The following is a 16,501-nucleotide window of genomic DNA, read 5'->3' as shown; positions in this document are numbered from 1 at the left end:
AGATAATCCTACCCAACTTCTCCTACCAGCATTTTGACGCCACCGGTAGCAAAATTAGCTAGATCACCAGTAGTTGCTTTTCCTTCTGGTGAGCCCAGAGATTTTTGCATTGCTTCAGGACTTGCATAATATAATTCAGCCATTCGATAGTAATCAGGTTTGGATCCGTCCGGATTAGGCAAGAACTTGGTGAGTTCAGCTTTCTCAAATCCAGTCATTTTACCTACTAGTGGCATATGGGAAGAAGCATAATAGCTTTCAAAAGCTGCTGGATCTGTAGGATGCCCATAGAGTACGGTTACTTTTAACATGATTTTTTTGAGTTTTTGTGGTTATACTAATTTTTCAATACAATTCTAAATCTTGCCTTTCCAGCTTCAAGATGTGCAAATGCTTCATTAACTTTTACCATTGGAAATTCCTCTGTTATGGGATAGATATGATGTCGTACACAAAATTCCAGCATAGTTCGCGTCAGAGCAGGACTCCCGAGTGGGCTACCTGCTACAGATTTCTCTCCTGTGATAAGAGAAAATGCCGGAATCGCCAAAGGTTCTAAAACCGCACCTACATTATGAAACTTACCTTTTGGGGCTAAAACTGTCAAATATGAATCCCAATCTAAGGTCACATTCGTTGTATTAAGAATAAAATTTAAAGACCCTGCGATTGATGCTAATTCATCAGGATTTGTTGAATCTACAACTCTAGTAGCTCCCATAGCAAGAATTGATTCTTTTTTACTTGGAGTGGAGCTAAATGCAATCACCTCGCAGCCCCATTTATTAAGGAATTTAAGGGCCATATGACCAAGTCCTCCAATCCCAATTACTCCAACTTTATCTGTTGCTTTTACATCAGCCAGAATGATCGGGTTAAATACAGTAATCCCTCCACAAAGCAGTGGGCCAGCTTTATCTAAGTCAATCCCTTCAGGTAGCGGTATCGCCCAGGACCAATGACTTCGCACATAGTCGGCAAAGCCACCATGTCTTCCTCCAATGGTAAATTCTGCTGATGTACACAAATGGTGCGACCCATCCATGCATTCATGGCAAGACATACAGGAGGAGGAAAACCAACCAACACCTACTTTGTCTCCAATTTTGACATTTTTGACCGAACTACCGACTGCCACAACTTCACCAATAATCTCATGCCCCGGAACTATCGGATAGGCGGTCATCCCCCATTCATTTTTCATCATGCTTAAATCCGAATGGCAGATTCCACAATTAATCACTTTAACATCAACCTGCTCTGCTCCCAACACACCCATTTCATAGGTAAATGGCTCTAATTTTTCATTTGGCCCTTTAGCCGCATATGCTGATACTTTCATTAGTTCGTTGATTTAATAAATGTTTAAAAATTCAGGCAGGAGTATAAGCTATTCATTTCAATTAAAAAGGAAAACCTATCAGGGACTAGAAGCTGTTTATTCTGTCCAAACGAAGTTGCATATTTTCCCAAAGCATCAATCCTGATGAAAATTTGCAAATTCAAAAGAAAACCAATGCTGCTAGTAATTAAAAAGTACTAGAAACATTGGTCCAAAAAAATAACGTTTTAAAAAATTATGTATTAGTTGGCTGGTGGTTTAACTTCATATCCTTGCTGGGTAAGGATATTCAGCATATCATACCAATAATTCATTGTTGCAATTTTCCCATCTACCACCTTTGTGGCAGTATGGTAAGGGATTCTGATGGATTTGCCAGTCACTTTATCTGTGACAGTATTTACCCCCCAAGACAGAACCCATTCACCCTCATTCCAGTTGTTGGTCACTTTGACGGGAAGGTAAAGTTCATTACTCAGTGTATGCTTGAATTGGTTGGTACTGGTAGTATAATATTCCTTGTGCTGAGCTTTGGTAAGTGAATCCAATGCTCCACCCAAACCATATACCATGACATCTCTGTGAAGTTGGGCATCCATTTTGGCTACATCACCTGCCTGAAGTGCTTTGGTATAATTTTGAACTAGCTCAAGTGCGGTTGCCGCATTAGTAAATTCCAGCGTTACTTCCCCTTGCTGCGCTTGGGTGGTGAATGGCATCCACGCCATAAAAAATGCGATAATCAAAGTTGCTTTTAATGTTTTCATTATTCTAAAGAGTTTAAATTTAAAAAGATTAATTAAGTGATATAATTAATTGATTTTCAATGGGAAAAAGAAACTATTTAGGACAAAGTAATCATAAAATTGTCCCAGCATTGCTTATAACTTACCATAGTAATTTCTTAGTGAAATTCCAAAATTAGCTGGGGTGAATTAAGACTCAGGCCAAATGCAAATTGGACTTTGGGGTTCTAAATAATTGCTTGACTTTGGGGTTAGCGCATCAGAAAAAATCAAGGGTTAAAATTCAACTGAATGAAAAACCAGAAAAAGATGAGCTTGGCCTAATCGTACTAATTATCTTTTAATCCTTTGATTACCACATTTCCTGTGCCTTTTGGGTCGCATGGATAACCAAAATCCTTCCGCCAAACATTTTCATCATTTAGTGTGGCATAAAAGTCATCTAAATATAAAATAGTCGATTCGATGTATGCTTGGTCTAAAAACTCTGAGTCTTCATATAACTTATAGATCTCCTCTTTCATTGCTTTGAATCGATTAATAATAGGCTCAAACTTATCCAAATCTTCAATGCAGTATCCTCGGTAAATTCTTTCACAAACGGACTTTATCCCCAATTCTTTCGTGGGAAGCGCATAAGGCGCACTTACAATTCCAGCATGGTCAAAGTCGTAGGGAACCGTAAACGGCAGCTTGGAATCACCTTCATAAAGCAATTTTATATTTTGCCGATATTGTACTGACCAATCTGTGTTTCCAATTAAGTATTCGAAAACGGCCATCAAATTGAATTGATCAACTTGAGTTTGATAGGGTTTCATATTACGCTTCAATGGAATCATCTCGTTTCTCTCTGCTAGTTTGGTCTCATCTTCCAATAGGATACCATAAAATGCGTCATCGTTTTTAGTTTTTCCCTCCTCCTCGAGTTGAACTTTGACTAGCCGTACCTTGAAACTCAAAGGGGTTAGTAGGTTATAAAGTTTATAGACTAACCACTCTCGGACGACATACTCATCTCCCTGGCAAGGCATAACTAACTTTAACTCCTTCTGTGAATTAAAAATTGAGACTTGAGTAGCTTCATCCTCTCAAAATTTGAGCATCAAAGGAGCATAAGTACAATTTCCTCGAAGTCTTCTAAAATTTCCTCTGGCCTTTACTTCAACAGTAAGGGATTTCTCAGAATCATCTTCCGCCTGATAAGATAGCGTCAGGGGATAAAATTTTGGTTTTTGCGATTTATCATGAAGGGGTTTACGCATATTCCCTTTGAGTGTCAACTGTAAGATTTCATCCGAATCGAAAAGTCCGGAATAAGGAGTTGAAATCGAGTCGAGGCCTGTAATTCCATATTCCTTCGCATTCAGGCTTCCAAAAAATCCAAGGACAATAACAGTTAAGAGAATTCTGAAAGCCATGCCCATGGTGTTTAGGTTTAAAATTACTTTTTCAATTTATAGGGAGTTTAATAATAAATTCTGATCCGGACTCTCCTTGACCTTCTCGAGTGATCATACTCAGCTCTCCACCATGCGCCTTGACGATATCATAGGAAAGTGAAAGACCTAATCCAGTTCCCTGCCCGGTTGGTTTAGTTGTGAAAAAAGGCTGGAAAATTTTATCTCGAATCGGCTCTGGCACACCATTTCCATTATCACTAACCCTGATTTCAACCGCGTCACCCAGCCATTTTGTAGTCACATTTACTTGTGGGTGATATGAGTTAGGATTAGATTTTAATCGCTCATTGACGGCATAAAATGCATTATTGATCAAATTGAGCAAAACCCTTCCTATTTCTTGAGGAATGATTTCGATTTTTTTCAGATTTGGGTCCAAGGTATGGCTGAACTCAGAGACAAAATCCTTATCCTTTGCTTTGATACCATGAAAGGACAAATTCAAATATTGAATAGCCAAGGCATTCAAGTCTGTAAATTCTTTTTGCCCGGTGTTAATACGACTATGCTGTAGCATATTCATGATGATCCCGCTTGCGAGATGCCCGTATTTATTGATCTTCCCAAGATTAGACTTTACATCGTCAACTACCCCTAGTGCAGTCTTAGCGTCTCCCTTCTGGAGTTCATCTTTCATTTCATCTACCAGCTCAGCAGTGACTTCAGAAAAATTATTCACAAAATTCAACGGGTTCTGAAGCTGATGGCTAATGCCAGCCGTCAATTCACCCAAGGAAGCCATCTTCTCTGACTGAACCAATTGAAGTTGTATTAACTTCAGTTGAGCAAGAGTATTTTCCAGTTCTTCGTTTTTACTCTTAATTTCATTGTTTTTTTCTTTAAGGGTTTGGTATGCTTTATCCAGTCTGTTTCGGTTTCGATAGACTAAAAACAGAATAATCAAGAAAGTAAATAACCCCACGAAAGCTGAAAAGGTAAGCCATTGCTGCCTTATCGCAGCTTTCTCAAATTCTAATGTTTTTTTGGAAAACTCGTACTCGGCCTCCAGACTAGTAGCCAGCCTTTGCCCTAAGGAAGTATTTATACTATCATTGTACAGTTTGAAAAGCTTGTAATTATCCAGTGCCGCCTGATAATTCCCCATTACTTCATTGATTTTTGCAAGGAGTTCATTTGCATTGCGCAATTGGGTAGTCTGACCCATTTTCTCAGCTTGCTCCAATCCTTTATTTGCATAAATCGATGCTTCTTCAAAATTTTGATTTTTATAATACAATTCTGCAAGTCCTATCAGGGAATGCGAGTAGGGTACCCCATATCCTTTTTCCTCAGCAATAGCGATGGATCGTCGGTATAGCTCTTCTGCCAACTCCGTACTATCCATGGCTGCATAGATATCGGCCATAGTCCTTGCAGTCATTTCTATAAATTCAGGGCTTTGCAAATCCAGTGCAGATGCATAGCCAATTTTAAGATTTTCTAAGGCAGCTACTGGATTATTCTGTTTGAGTTCTACATCACCAATATTATTATATGCTAGAATTACGCGGCCCTGATTTCCGATTCCCTGATAAATCGAAAGCATCTCTTTGTATTTTGATTTGGCCTCTTCAAATTTCTCTTGCTCAAAGTAAATCAGAGCAACGTTATTTAAGGCCGCGGCTTTTACATTCAAATTACCAGTGGTTTCTGCGCCTTTTATTGCATCAAAAAAATTATGTAAAGCCTCAGTATAATTTCCAAGGTTATAATAAACCAGTCCTATATTATTTAAGATTCCCGGGACTAATTTTTCATCAGAGAGCGATTTTGCAATAGTAAGTGAGTTGGTATAGTACTCAATTGACTCCACGAATTCGCCTTTGTTTTGAAGTGCGTTTCCGTAAATTTTCAATGCTTCAGATTCCCCCTTTTTATAATTTGCTTCCTGACAGCGCAAAATTTGCTGATCAAGAAATAAAATGGCAGAGTCTGGATTACTCTCTGCAAGCATAAAACCCAGTTCATTGGCTTTATTAAGATAAACTGTATCCTTAGCATAGCCTGGTTTATCAGAAAGTCTGGTTAGTTCCTCTTTTAAGCTTTCAATTGTCTGTGCCTCTAGTGTCTCAAAAAAAAGAACCGAAAAAGCGAACACAAAAAGTAAAATCAGTTTGGTTCTAACTGGATGAATTACAAGAAGCCTTTTCATAAATAAACCACAATTAATTTTTCGAATGCCGGAGTTTTAGCAGTTCGAACTTTGAAACCTTAAAATTTGGATTTTTAACTTAAAAAACTACCTTTATTTTATATAATTTGTATTTTAAATCTAAGATCATGGAACGTAATTATTTTAGAACTGGTAATGCTTGGTTCTTATTTTTTGTAACACAGGAGGAATCATTTCAGGTATCCAATCGACAGGATACTGTAGATATAGATTCTGAATTAATCAGTACCATCTCATTAAATGAGGATGAAAGCCAAGACCAGGGCGATTCATCAGAAAGTACTGAAGAGGAAAACGAGAATTTAACCGAAAGTGATGTTGATCCAGCTCGAACAAGAGGGGTAGATCCAGCTAGGACAAGGGGCGTTGACCCGGCTAGGACGAGGGTTGTAGATCCTGCTCGAACTAGAGGAGGGGAATAATCTTAAAAAAATATTGGCCCAGGAGGTTATTCTTTCTGGGCTCATTTTTTCTCTCAACTACCAATTGTCAATTCATTAACAAGGAATTGACCTAGAGTTATAGAAAGGTGATTTTTTTAGAGTCAATTTATACATCCTTTATAGGGAAATAGATCATAAACTCAGTCCCCTCTCCTTCCTTGCTTTCTACACTCAATTCTCCTCCGTGTGACTTTACGATATCATAGGAGAGAGAAAGACCTAGACCAGTTCCAGAACCAGTCGGTTTAGTAGTGAAAAATGGCTGGAATATTTTTTCTTTGAGGGAGTCTGGGATGCCTATTCCATTGTCCTTTATTGTGATGCTTACGCCAGATTGACCATTTGGCCTCGTAATCCGTTTCGTAGTCACTTTTACTTCCGGTTGAAAGGAGGTCGGTCCACCTTTCTCCCTCAAAATCCTTTCATGGACAGCATAAAAGGCATTATTAAGTAAATTCAAAAGTACCTTCCCAATTTCTTGTGGGACCACATTGATCTTTGGTAAATTATCCTCGGTAGAGATATCCAATTTGATATCCAAATTCATATCCTCACTATTTCTAAGCTTAGATAAAAAGCTATGATAGGACATTCTTAGGAATCCATTGGCGAGCGAATTCAAGTCCGTTAATTCTCGAGTTCCTTGACCTTGTTTGCTATGCTCAAGCATGTTTTTAACGATAGCATCTGCCTGCAAACCGTGCTTACGGATTTTTTGAAGATTGGATTTTACATCACGAAGGAGATCTTGAACCAGCTTTTCATCTCTTTTTTCCAGTGATTTTCCCTGTTCCTCCAAGACCTCATCGACCATCTCATCACTGACTTCGGTGAAGTTATTTACAAAATTTAAAGGATTCTGAATCTCATGAGCTATTCCTGATGCGAGCTCGCCCATCGATGCCATCTTTTCAGATTGGATTAACTGAGATTGAGTTAATTTCAGTTGATCATACGCAGAAGCAATATTTTCTCGTTGAGTATGAATTTCTTCCTTTTGTATTTGGAGTAAGCGGTTTGCTTTTTGCTTACTCAGATTGTTTCGGAATAGGACTATGCTGATCCCAACAAACATTAACAAAACTCCTAAAGACGCGAAAATGATTATCCTTTGGTTGAATACCGCAGCATTTTTTAATTCTGTATCTTTTTGAAGGAGTTCTATTTCAGCTTCTTTTTTATCCAAGTCAAATTCCAATCGAAGCCGTTGGATCATTCGCTCGGTACTTATTTTAGCGATTTCATCCTTTACAAATTTTGCATTGACTTCATTTTCATAGGCAGCCTTGTAATCACCAACAAGGGCTTGAGTCTCTGCCAAACTTAAATACACATCCACCAATTCATTTTTGGCGTCAATCTCAATTGCCAGTAATTTTGCTCTTTCGAAAGTGCTGATGGCTCCTTCAAAATCCTTCTGTATTTTCTGTGTCTTGGCCAAACCGATTAGTCCTTGCGTCAATTCAAATTTGGCATCCAATCGCTCTGAAATTGCCAAAGCACGTCTGTGAAAATCAAATGCCTTTTGGAAATTCCCTAATTCGCCATTAATCTCACCCAATTGGGTAAGAGGGAAGGTAGCGTCAATAGTCCCATCACAAAGTCCTAAAGCCAGTTGATGAAAATAGATTGCCGAATCATAGTTCAATTCTTTAAAGTATACCTCCCCTATATTCATGGCCGCTGTAGCAGTTCCTTGCTTCTCTTCTATGCCCTGAAATACTTCTAAGGATTTTTTGAAATAAGACAGGGCTTCGCTTATTGTACTTTTATTTTCAAGGTAAACTGTCCCAATATTATTAAAGGAAGTTCCTATTCTTAATTTGTTATCAATTTCTTCTGAAATCTTTAGGGATTCAAAATGTAGTTCCAACGCTTTGGTGCTATTACCAAGCATATAATAAATGGAACCAAGATTACTCAAGATATTAGCTTCGCCCGTTTTATCTTCAATCTCATGGAAATACTTCAAAGCTTCTTGAAAGTTTAAAATAGACTCCACAAAATCTCCTTGTTGCGCATTCGCACGTCCTTTAGCATTATAGGCATTTGCTAGACCTTTTTTGAAGTTGATCCTTTTTCCGATTTGGATAGCTTCATCAAAATAATTGATCGCACGATTTATATCTGAACCGAGCAATTCCAGCCCCAATTCCAAATAACGAGTGACTTTGACACTGTCGTCGTCAACGTTCACAGCCTCATTCAATAAACTATCAGCTCGAGTAGTTTGGGAAATACTTTCACTTACAAGGGTAAAAGACAACAAAAAAAGTATGTATTTAAAAATAGTCATGTATTGGTTCATATACCTAGTAAAAGCTAGTTGTTTTGCCTTCTTTAGATTGAGAGTATTCTTTAATATCATCCCAATTAATTTAAAAATGCCATATAATTGGCCAATAAACAAACTTGCATCCTAACAAATGGATTTGGAAGCAAAATAAACATTGAGGTGGAACAAGTCAGACTAGTATGCCTTTACCTAGCCCCTCCGAAAGATCAATTAGGAAAAAACTAATTTATCAGTTTTCTATTCATTGATCTTTCCCAACAATTCAAAGATTACTTTTTTTAGTAAAATCGGGTTTACAGATTTTCTGTTTCTTAATCTTTATAATCAAATCTTTTACAAAAAAGGCAATTATCCTTTGACTCAAAAACATTTGAAAGAGCTAAATACTAGATTAAAATGACTCAAAATCAGATGTAATTTTTCAGAGTTCAAATAAATGAATTCTACTTCTAAAACTTGGATTTTAAGTGTTTACGAGTTGAAATTCTCCAGTAAATATTGAAATGCTTACAAATTTAATACTTGTTCCAATGGAGTTAAAACAAAAAAGAATGGAATTTTTTCCATTCTTTTTTAAGATATAAAGGCTGTGACGTCTACTGTGATTTTTTGATCACACGGATGGATTTCACACCATATAAGGTTTTGATATTGATGACATAAAATCCAACTTTCATTTGAGAAAAATCCAACTCCAGACGGCTTTCATTTTCATGCCAGACTCCATTCCACGGAAGACTTCGTCCCAATGCATCTGATAGAACCAGCGAAGACTCATTTGGAGCTTCTTCCACAAGGCCTCTTAGTCGGAGATTAAGTTTGTCTTTTACCGGATTAGGATATGCTTTAAGCTCAGCCAATACTTCTTCATCCTGAAGGGTAGAAAGTTCTTCAGATTTTGACAATTCCGGAATGAGTTCGCTCGACAATGGATTTATTCTAGCAGATTCCAAGTCTACCACAAGCGGCCTTATTGCAATTGCCTGAGCTACCCAATTTTCACTGATTGAAGCAGTAGCACTTAAATCTCCAGTTCTACCAGCTTCACTTTGAATAAAATAAGACATCATATTTGAGGTCAAACCTTGCTGATTATTAGGATCATCATAAACTTCAATAGTTCCTGCTGGTGGTGTCCATGTTGCATTTTTCTTATTGGAATAGAAGAGCATCACCATGGTGTTGCAGTCAGTGGTTGTCAAAGAAGGCGCTGTTGCCACTAATTCCGGAAATCCTGATGCCGCACTGAATGCAACAATAGGTCCTTCAGGATGATTGATATCAGCACCGCTAACTCGGGTAATTCCCATCGTCCATTTTGGTGCTTGATTAATTCGGAATCCATAAGTCGCCGGCTCATTATTACTTTTCACCACTTTATAATAAGTAATCATCGCAACTTGATTTCGCTGGTTTACCCGCTCTATCAGTACCCAATCCTTATCCAAAGGAGTAATAGAAGGCCCACTTCCTTTTTCAATCATCAAGCCTACAATCAACAAATCTCCTATTTGGGTATTGGCAGGTCTCTTTATAGTTGCTGGGTTACTTGTGTTACCAGCCCCCATTGCAGTCTCAAAATCGCCGATTTCCGGCGCAGCATTGACGCAACCAACTATGATCAATGCATCGTATTCTGAACTGGCAGGATTATAATTTGCATTTCCTGCAAAATTTGCAATTATCCTATATGTCCCCGGTGAAATCGGAGCTGAAGTAGTTGGACCATAGGTAGTTTGATCGGTCCCTTCGTACGTTATGGAAACAAGGTTTTGGTCAAGGACATCTTCTTCCCCTCCAATTCCATATGCAAATGCAGTCGCCTCTATAGGTTCCCCATCAAATTCAAACCTTCCACCAGTTATTGAAACAGTTGGCGTTGCTTTTTCCACAGTAAGCAACCCTCTAGTAATGGTGCCCAAGATATAATTGGAAGGCTCTTTAAAGCTGATATCAGGATCAACTTCATAGCTACCTGCCTGGATCAAGCCAATACTTGGGAACGATAATTCCCCTACTAGTAATGAATAATCAACAGATTCAATTACAGATTCTTCGTCATCCTCCAAGTTCACTTCATTTCCATCAGGATCAAGGAAGCTTGTACTGACTTCAAATCCATCGAATTCAGTTGCATATTCCGGTGCTGTATCACCAAATCCAATCAAATCAGGACTTGCAGTGGTTTTAGCAGTCAATGTAGCCGGAGTGATGGTCAAGTCTGCCGGCAGATAGGACACGGTAAAGTTTCTGGATTCAAATGTTCCCGGAATGATGAAATGGTGACCAACATCTGTTCCTGTCACCATATTTATTGAGAAGAATTCAAGATTGAAATCATCATCATTTTCACCGATTTCTTCACCGAAATCATAATATTTCCCGATAACCTCATTTTCACCTTCTTCCGCAAGCTCAAGATCTTTTTCACCGAAAATAACCAAGCTGTTATCTTCTGGACCTTCTCCCTCACCGCCTGTGCTATTGATTATCGTTCTACCATTGATGATAGTGCGTCCATTAATAATCGTACGGGCATTGATTATAGTACGCCCGTTAATAATTGTTCGCCCGTTGACTATAGTTCTGGCATTTATAATAGTCCGCGCATTAATCATTGTTCTGCCGTTGATACTTACAGATTTAAGCTCCTGACTTTCCTGATCTTCAAGGTATTCTAGGAAAGAGTCACCAGGAACGTCAAATGCCGAATTAATGATCGTGCGTCCATTGATTATGGTACGGCCATTTATGATAGTGCGTCCATTGATTATGGTACGGCCACTGACCATAAAGCTCTTGTTGATAAAATTATCTTTGTTGATGATTGTCCTTCCATTGAAAATTCCCAATGGCAGGCTATTATCTCCTGGCTGTTTAGCTAATTCAAGATCTAATAAATATTGAGAATGAATATTCTCTTTTAAGCTTTGAACATCAGATATTTTGACTTCCCCATTGGATTCAATTAAATCGTCAGGAATAATTACCTCAAATTCTAAAGCATCACTGATTGATTCGCCATATTTCAAAGCAGATTCATTCGTCAGGTCTTGAGGCTTTATCGTAATTGGCAATGATTCAACCGTGATGATACCAGGCCCATAGTTTCCAAAAGCATTATTCGTTCCGTCATAGAAAAGATTTCCGTCCTCTTGGATTACTCCGACGTAATTGTAAAAGTCTGAAAAAGCAAACCCGGTTTGCGGATGAGAAGCTGTAATGATATATTTTCCCACATCTGCCAAGTCACCACTGATTGGACTCGAAAGCGCTAGCTGAACCAAAGAACTATTTTCATCATCTGGATTTAGAGTAAGTCCAACTTCTTCCAAAGTAAGCGGACTCAGCACCCAATCGTTGTCGGCTCGCTCATATACACTTGCTGTAAATGGTTTTAATGCCTGGGCATATATTTTGGTAAAGTCATCCGCCCGGATTGCAATAGTTTTCTTTACAATATCAAAGAAGAACTCTGGACCAGCAGTTCCCCCGTCAAGTCCACTATCTGAAATAGCATTATTGACCACGGTGACCCCTGGGTTTCCTTCAAATGGTGGAACTGTAACTTCTAAATACCCAAAACCCTGATCATCAATTCCATAAGTGGCACTTAATAGTTCCTCTCTCAAATAAACATTTGAGCCTTCATATAAATTAGTCCCGTTTATTCTCAGTTTAAATTCAACTTCTCCAGGATTAATATCTTCTCCATAAACCAGTTCTATGTTGTCTGGATTTGGTGCGGCAAGTGAAAGTAATGCCCTATCTGCCCGAACAAGTCCAGAACCTGATTTGATATCATCGCCAGATTCGTGCATGTCTTGTGCAGTAGTTTTTAATACTCTTCTTATATCAACTGGCAGACTTGTACCAACTCCCCCAACCCAATCCTGAGGATTGGATCCAGGATAATACTTGACCCGGGCTTGCTTGACCAATGCAGCAATTGCTGCTGCATGTGGTGCTGCGGCTGATGTACCAAAGAAGTTTGGAAAGTCATCCCCTTCTAAATTCGGCGCCCCCAAGTTAACAGTAGTATTCACACCATTTGGAGCAGTAAAATCCGGCTTATCCCTAAGCTCGCCGTTCGTAAATGTTCCTCCTCTGGAGGAGAAAGTAGCAACTGTAAATGGTGCAACTCCACTTGGAACAAGTGTCGGGTCAAATCCAAAAACAGATGTATTGGCATAAAGTACTGCCCCTACCGTCATGGCTCCTTCTGCATTTGCATGTCCAAAAATTGTGGAAGCATTTATTCCATTCGGATCATTCGGGTCGAGTTCACCCCGGAAGACAATGTACTTAAACTTAATACCTGTGTTGGAATCTAGGTCAGTACAGCTTTCACACTCTCTCGCAATTAAAAGATCGATAGTGGTTTCTTCCGTGACTGTAAAAGAAAGAATTTCAATTGGGTCACCATTGGAATTATCACGATTAAACCCAAATAGCGGAACACCATAATTTTTAAGATAAATATCAAGATCATATAAGCTTCCCGTCTGATCAAATGAATAGAGTGGATCTTCCCATTGAAGGGCTATCATATAGACCGCAGGACCATTTTGACCTGGAAATACTTTAATTGACTGCGTAGTACTACCTCCACTAAATTGATGCACTCGACCAAGTCCCGTCCAAGCTCCACTATTAAGTGGTAAATCTATAGACGAATCAGTCACTGGATTAAATACACCCTCAAAGGATTTGCTTCCAAAATTACCGGCAGAGGTAAAATACGAAACACCATTTGCCGCAACTTCATTGACTGCTTTTGCCACCCTTCCATCACTAAAAATAGGTTCGGTGATATAGGTGATATCGTCAACAATGATGTCACTACCAGCTGCAGCTAAGTCGCGGATTCCTTGTGCGAAATCTCCTGCTGTAACTACTCCTGTTCGAAAACCAAGCTGGGAACCTGGAGCTACATCATGAACGATTTGCATCATCGCACGTCCTTCATCCGATCCTTTTCCAAAACGGCTTGGTAAGTCTCTTAAAAAATAAAGGCTTTCAGGCAAGTCCCCATTGGAAATATCTGTTGCTAAAGTATTGACCCCTGCATCGGTACGAGTAGCATAGCTATCAGAAATCACCCCTATTTTAATTCCTGTTCCGTCAATGGCTTGGTCCCCCTCAAAATGAGAATATCCTGCTCTTACCAGGTTGGATCGCATGACCCGATCACCTTGAGTGGTTGTCGCACCTTTATTGGGAACTGGTGGAATGGCAGGGCGCACATAATTTATATCCTCTGTGTACTGATTTAAATCCACCAACTTATTTATTGGAAAAAATCCAGCGATGATCAATGAATTCGGATCTTGTTTTAATTCCGCTTCAGTTGGAGTCACAAAACCTAAGCTTTCCAAAATTGATTTTGCTTGTGAAAATTTATCCTTAAAGTAGATTACTTCGATTAGCACCTCGTTTCCGCTGATATAGAAGACTTCATTGGTCTCAACGGTTTGACCTTGTTTAAAAATTTCACTCAATGCACTTAATTCAGAGCCTATTAGTTCATATACTTTTCCTTGTGAGCAGATTCCAAAAACCTGCCGATCATTCACCGTTACATCAAAAGTTTTTGTGCTACCACAGTTACCTATTGCTCTAACCTCTATTTCATCTCCATCAGTAACCAAAACAGACTCAGGAGTTACAATCTCCTGACCATTTCGAGTAAAAACCAAGTCTCCAAAATCGACCGTGACATAATCATTTAAATTTGCAATGGCGGTATTCCCTCCATTTTCAGTGCTGCACAAAACTGCATCGAAAACAGACAAAACAGGAGGAGTGCTAAGTGTCACGTTGAGGCTACATTCTGTTGGGAAACAAGCCCCCGCAAAGTCTATATCCACTGATATGTTTCCGGAGCTTGTCCAATTGACTATAATTGAATTAGTGCCTTGCCCAGATATTATTTCTCCATTCGTAACTGTCCAAATATATGAGGATGCTCCATCAGGTACTGAATAAGATGCAGTAGAACCAGCACAAACTTCACTTTCGCCTTGAATAACACATTCAGTATCAAAGTCAATAACTTCTGAGGCGGCTTGTACGGAACTGCTCCTACTTCCTACAGATTTTCCATCTAATGAAACTACTCTGGTATGGTATGGAGATCCGTTTATACTTGATGCTGAATTGCCTTCTCCCCAATCCTGTGCTTTAGCGATATGGCCTCCCCAGGCAATAACAACAGTATTATTCGCCCCATTCCCACTCGTGGTAGTAAAAGATATACTTAATCTGGTAATGGCGCTGGTAAGAGAATTGTTCTCCTGCAGCGTATACTTTATTTCACCTATTGTACCTCCATATATGGCAATCTTTCTTTCTTCATCGGAAAGCTCATTAAAACTGGCTGAAGGTTGGGGTATTCCATTTGGAGGCGGTATTACTCCAAAACTTGGATTACCAGAACTTGGGATTACATCTTCACAGATTCTATCGAAATTCGTGATGTAATCGATAGCGCTTTTGTTTTTTTCTCTGGTATCCCACTCAATTTCTACCGTATGCTTTCCTGCCTTTAACTTTGAAATAGTCAATCGATATGGAATTGATTGTCCCTCAAAAAAATGGCTGTTTCCGGAATTGGAATTACCAGAAGCCCAGTTTACGGGGCTTACTGGCACTTGGTCAAGCCCGCCATTCTGGCCCTGCTCAAGTTTAACAGATTGCGCAAAAGAAAAATTTGCCACAAGAAGCAATAGTATCAATAACCCGGTGCTATGTTTGAAGAATGTACGCATTGAAAATCTGTTTATCGTTAAAGAATTTAAACACAGTAAAAGCAAAAGTTTTTCGAAAAAGAAAAAATCAACTACTGAACGAATCAGTCACCTTTGCCTAATTAAAATACAAATTACTTGGTATAAAAATCATTTCTAAGTTATGAATTTTTTTTTCAAAATGTTAATAACCATTATTTTGGAGAAGAATAAAAAATTTCAAATCAATTTGGCGATAAATGAGATTTGACTCGATTTTTTTTTGAGTTTGAAGGTATCTGATGAATAAGTGAGAACTGCATATAACCCCATCCGCAAACCCAGAGTTTTACTAAATCAAAGATCACTCATATTTAGTCCATCCATCTCCATCAACTATTCTTCCCCATTTTATCTTTGATTTTGAAATTGCTCTCTTACAATTCGGACATTTTCAAAATCTTAAGCTCGTTCACATTGCTATGTTTCTGCAATAATTATAGCATCTAAGCCATTAGAATACCAATTTCAAAATTCACTGTTTCTTTTAGAATCTTAGAAATAGTTTACTCTTTTGAAACACTATTTAGCCCTTTAAGCAACCCAATTTCTATGAATATTAAAACTCAATTTGGACGAAGTCCAAGTAAATTTCCCCTAATACAGGCAAATTCTTTTCGAGTCTATTTTCGATTAGGGTTGTTTGACCTAGAAAATGAAACAAAACTGTTTAGAATTTGCAAGACTTGACAGCATCAAAATCTAACCTCCAAGATCCTATCTGATAATAGTTGCAAAATTTACATCAAAGCGGTAAATCTATCACAAACTCACTTCCTTCCCTTCCTAAAACTGCCTCGCTGACGGGGAAACTTTCTACTCTTAATTTACCCCCATGCGCTTTGACAATATCATAACTCAAACTCAAGCCTAGGCCCGTTCCGGACCCAGTTGGTTTTGTGGTAAAGAAAGGCTGGAAGATCTTCTCCTTAATTGTGTCCTGGATTCCGTTGCCGTTGTCTTTTACAGAAATCTGGATTCCATTTTCGGTTTTCTTAGAACTTACGATTACTTCAGGTTTGTAGCCTTCAATTCCTGATTTAGCTTTTTCGTTTACGGCATAGAAAGCATTGTTCACCAGGTTGAGAATTACCCTCCCGATATCTGATCCCACCACATTTACTTTCGGTAAATCAGGATCAAGTTCCAATTTAATCCCGATAGCTACCTTAGGTTTGTTTGATTGAAAAAGGGAAGATTTTAGAGTATAATTGAAGCCCTGTCAGCGACCCAGCGATAGTTTTAGATGT

Annotated in this window: 10 protein-coding genes; 1 reads left to right on the top strand and 9 read right to left on the bottom strand. The window is 38.7% G+C overall.

Features of this window, described 5'->3' with window-relative positions; translation table 11 throughout:
- Positions 1-8: 8 nt before the first annotated feature.
- The 6 genes from BVC88_RS06855 to BVC88_RS06830 all read right to left on the bottom strand — a co-directional run bounded on the left by BVC88_RS06855 (position 9) and on the right by BVC88_RS06830 (position 5,703).
- Positions 9-311, bottom strand: coding sequence for an EthD family reductase (locus BVC88_RS06855; RefSeq protein ID WP_075349929.1), 303 nt, complete (start codon positions 309-311; stop codon positions 9-11).
- 26 nt (positions 312-337) lie between these two features.
- Positions 338-1,342, bottom strand: a complete 1,005-nt coding sequence (gene ahr / locus BVC88_RS06850) for an NADPH-dependent aldehyde reductase Ahr (RefSeq protein WP_075349928.1) — start codon at positions 1,340-1,342, stop codon at positions 338-340.
- A 242-nt stretch (positions 1,343-1,584) separates the two neighbouring features.
- The gene (locus BVC88_RS06845; RefSeq protein WP_075349927.1) at positions 1,585-2,109 is read right to left on the bottom strand and encodes a nuclear transport factor 2 family protein; all 525 of its coding nucleotides are present in this window, start codon (positions 2,107-2,109) and stop codon (positions 1,585-1,587) included.
- A 308-nt stretch (positions 2,110-2,417) separates the two neighbouring features.
- Positions 2,418-3,122, bottom strand: coding sequence for a hypothetical protein (locus BVC88_RS06840; RefSeq protein ID WP_075349926.1), 705 nt, complete (start codon positions 3,120-3,122; stop codon positions 2,418-2,420).
- A gap of 57 nt (positions 3,123-3,179) precedes the next feature.
- Positions 3,180-3,509, bottom strand: a complete 330-nt coding sequence (locus tag BVC88_RS06835; protein ID WP_139316536.1) for a hypothetical protein — start codon at positions 3,507-3,509, stop codon at positions 3,180-3,182.
- Positions 3,510-3,540: 31 nt separating this feature from the next.
- Entirely contained in the window at positions 3,541-5,703 is a 2,163-nt protein-coding gene (locus BVC88_RS06830) for a tetratricopeptide repeat protein (RefSeq protein ID WP_075349924.1), read from the bottom strand.
- A 128-nt stretch (positions 5,704-5,831) separates the two neighbouring features.
- Here BVC88_RS06830 and BVC88_RS06825 point away from each other — a divergent pair, with 128 nt between their 5' ends.
- Positions 5,832-6,146: a hypothetical protein gene (locus BVC88_RS06825; RefSeq protein ID WP_075349923.1), complete on the top strand. Its 315-nt coding sequence runs from the start codon at positions 5,832-5,834 to the stop codon at positions 6,144-6,146.
- Positions 6,147-6,273: 127 nt separating this feature from the next.
- On the opposite strand, the gene BVC88_RS06820 is transcribed toward BVC88_RS06825, so the two are convergent.
- The 3 genes from BVC88_RS06820 to BVC88_RS06810 form a co-directional block, all read right to left on the bottom strand.
- Positions 6,274-8,463 (bottom strand): tetratricopeptide repeat-containing sensor histidine kinase, encoded by a 2,190-nt coding sequence (locus BVC88_RS06820; protein WP_245803610.1) that lies wholly within the window; start codon positions 8,461-8,463, stop codon positions 6,274-6,276.
- 596 nt (positions 8,464-9,059) lie between these two features.
- Positions 9,060-15,233 carry a S8 family serine peptidase gene (locus BVC88_RS06815; protein WP_075349921.1) on the bottom strand — a complete coding sequence of 2,058 codons (6,174 nt, stop codon included), beginning with the start codon at positions 15,231-15,233 and terminating at the stop codon, positions 9,060-9,062.
- 763 nt (positions 15,234-15,996) lie between these two features.
- The gene (locus tag BVC88_RS06810) at positions 15,997-16,401 is read right to left on the bottom strand and encodes a sensor histidine kinase (RefSeq protein WP_075349920.1); all 405 of its coding nucleotides are present in this window, start codon (positions 16,399-16,401) and stop codon (positions 15,997-15,999) included.
- Between the last annotated feature and the right edge of the window lie 100 nt (positions 16,402-16,501).

Origin of the sequence: Algoriphagus marinus (assembly GCF_001936475.1) — a bacterium.
Classification (GTDB): domain Bacteria; phylum Bacteroidota; class Bacteroidia; order Cytophagales; family Cyclobacteriaceae; genus Algoriphagus; species Algoriphagus marinus.
This window is presented reverse-complemented; position numbering and strand designations above follow the sequence as displayed.

Bases quoted from the DNA above. Each gene is read 5' to 3' on its own strand.
- BVC88_RS06855 (WP_075349929.1), bottom strand. From the start codon at position 311: ATGTTAAAAGTAACCGTACTCTATGGGCATCCTACAGATCCAGCAGCT.
- ahr (WP_075349928.1), bottom strand. From the start codon at position 1,342: ATGAAAGTATCAGCATATGCGGCTAAAGGGCCAAATGAAAAATTAGAG.
- BVC88_RS06845 (WP_075349927.1), bottom strand. From the start codon at position 2,109: ATGAAAACATTAAAAGCAACTTTGATTATCGCATTTTTTATGGCGTGG.
- BVC88_RS06840 (WP_075349926.1), bottom strand. From the start codon at position 3,122: ATGCCTTGCCAGGGAGATGAGTATGTCGTCCGAGAGTGGTTAGTCTAT.
- BVC88_RS06835 (WP_139316536.1), bottom strand. From the start codon at position 3,509: ATGGCTTTCAGAATTCTCTTAACTGTTATTGTCCTTGGATTTTTTGGA.
- BVC88_RS06830 (WP_075349924.1), bottom strand. From the start codon at position 5,703: ATGAAAAGGCTTCTTGTAATTCATCCAGTTAGAACCAAACTGATTTTA.
- BVC88_RS06825 (WP_075349923.1), top strand. From the start codon at position 5,832: ATGGAACGTAATTATTTTAGAACTGGTAATGCTTGGTTCTTATTTTTT.
- BVC88_RS06820 (WP_245803610.1), bottom strand. From the start codon at position 8,463: ATGACTATTTTTAAATACATACTTTTTTTGTTGTCTTTTACCCTTGTA.
- BVC88_RS06815 (WP_075349921.1), bottom strand. From the start codon at position 15,233: ATGCGTACATTCTTCAAACATAGCACCGGGTTATTGATACTATTGCTT.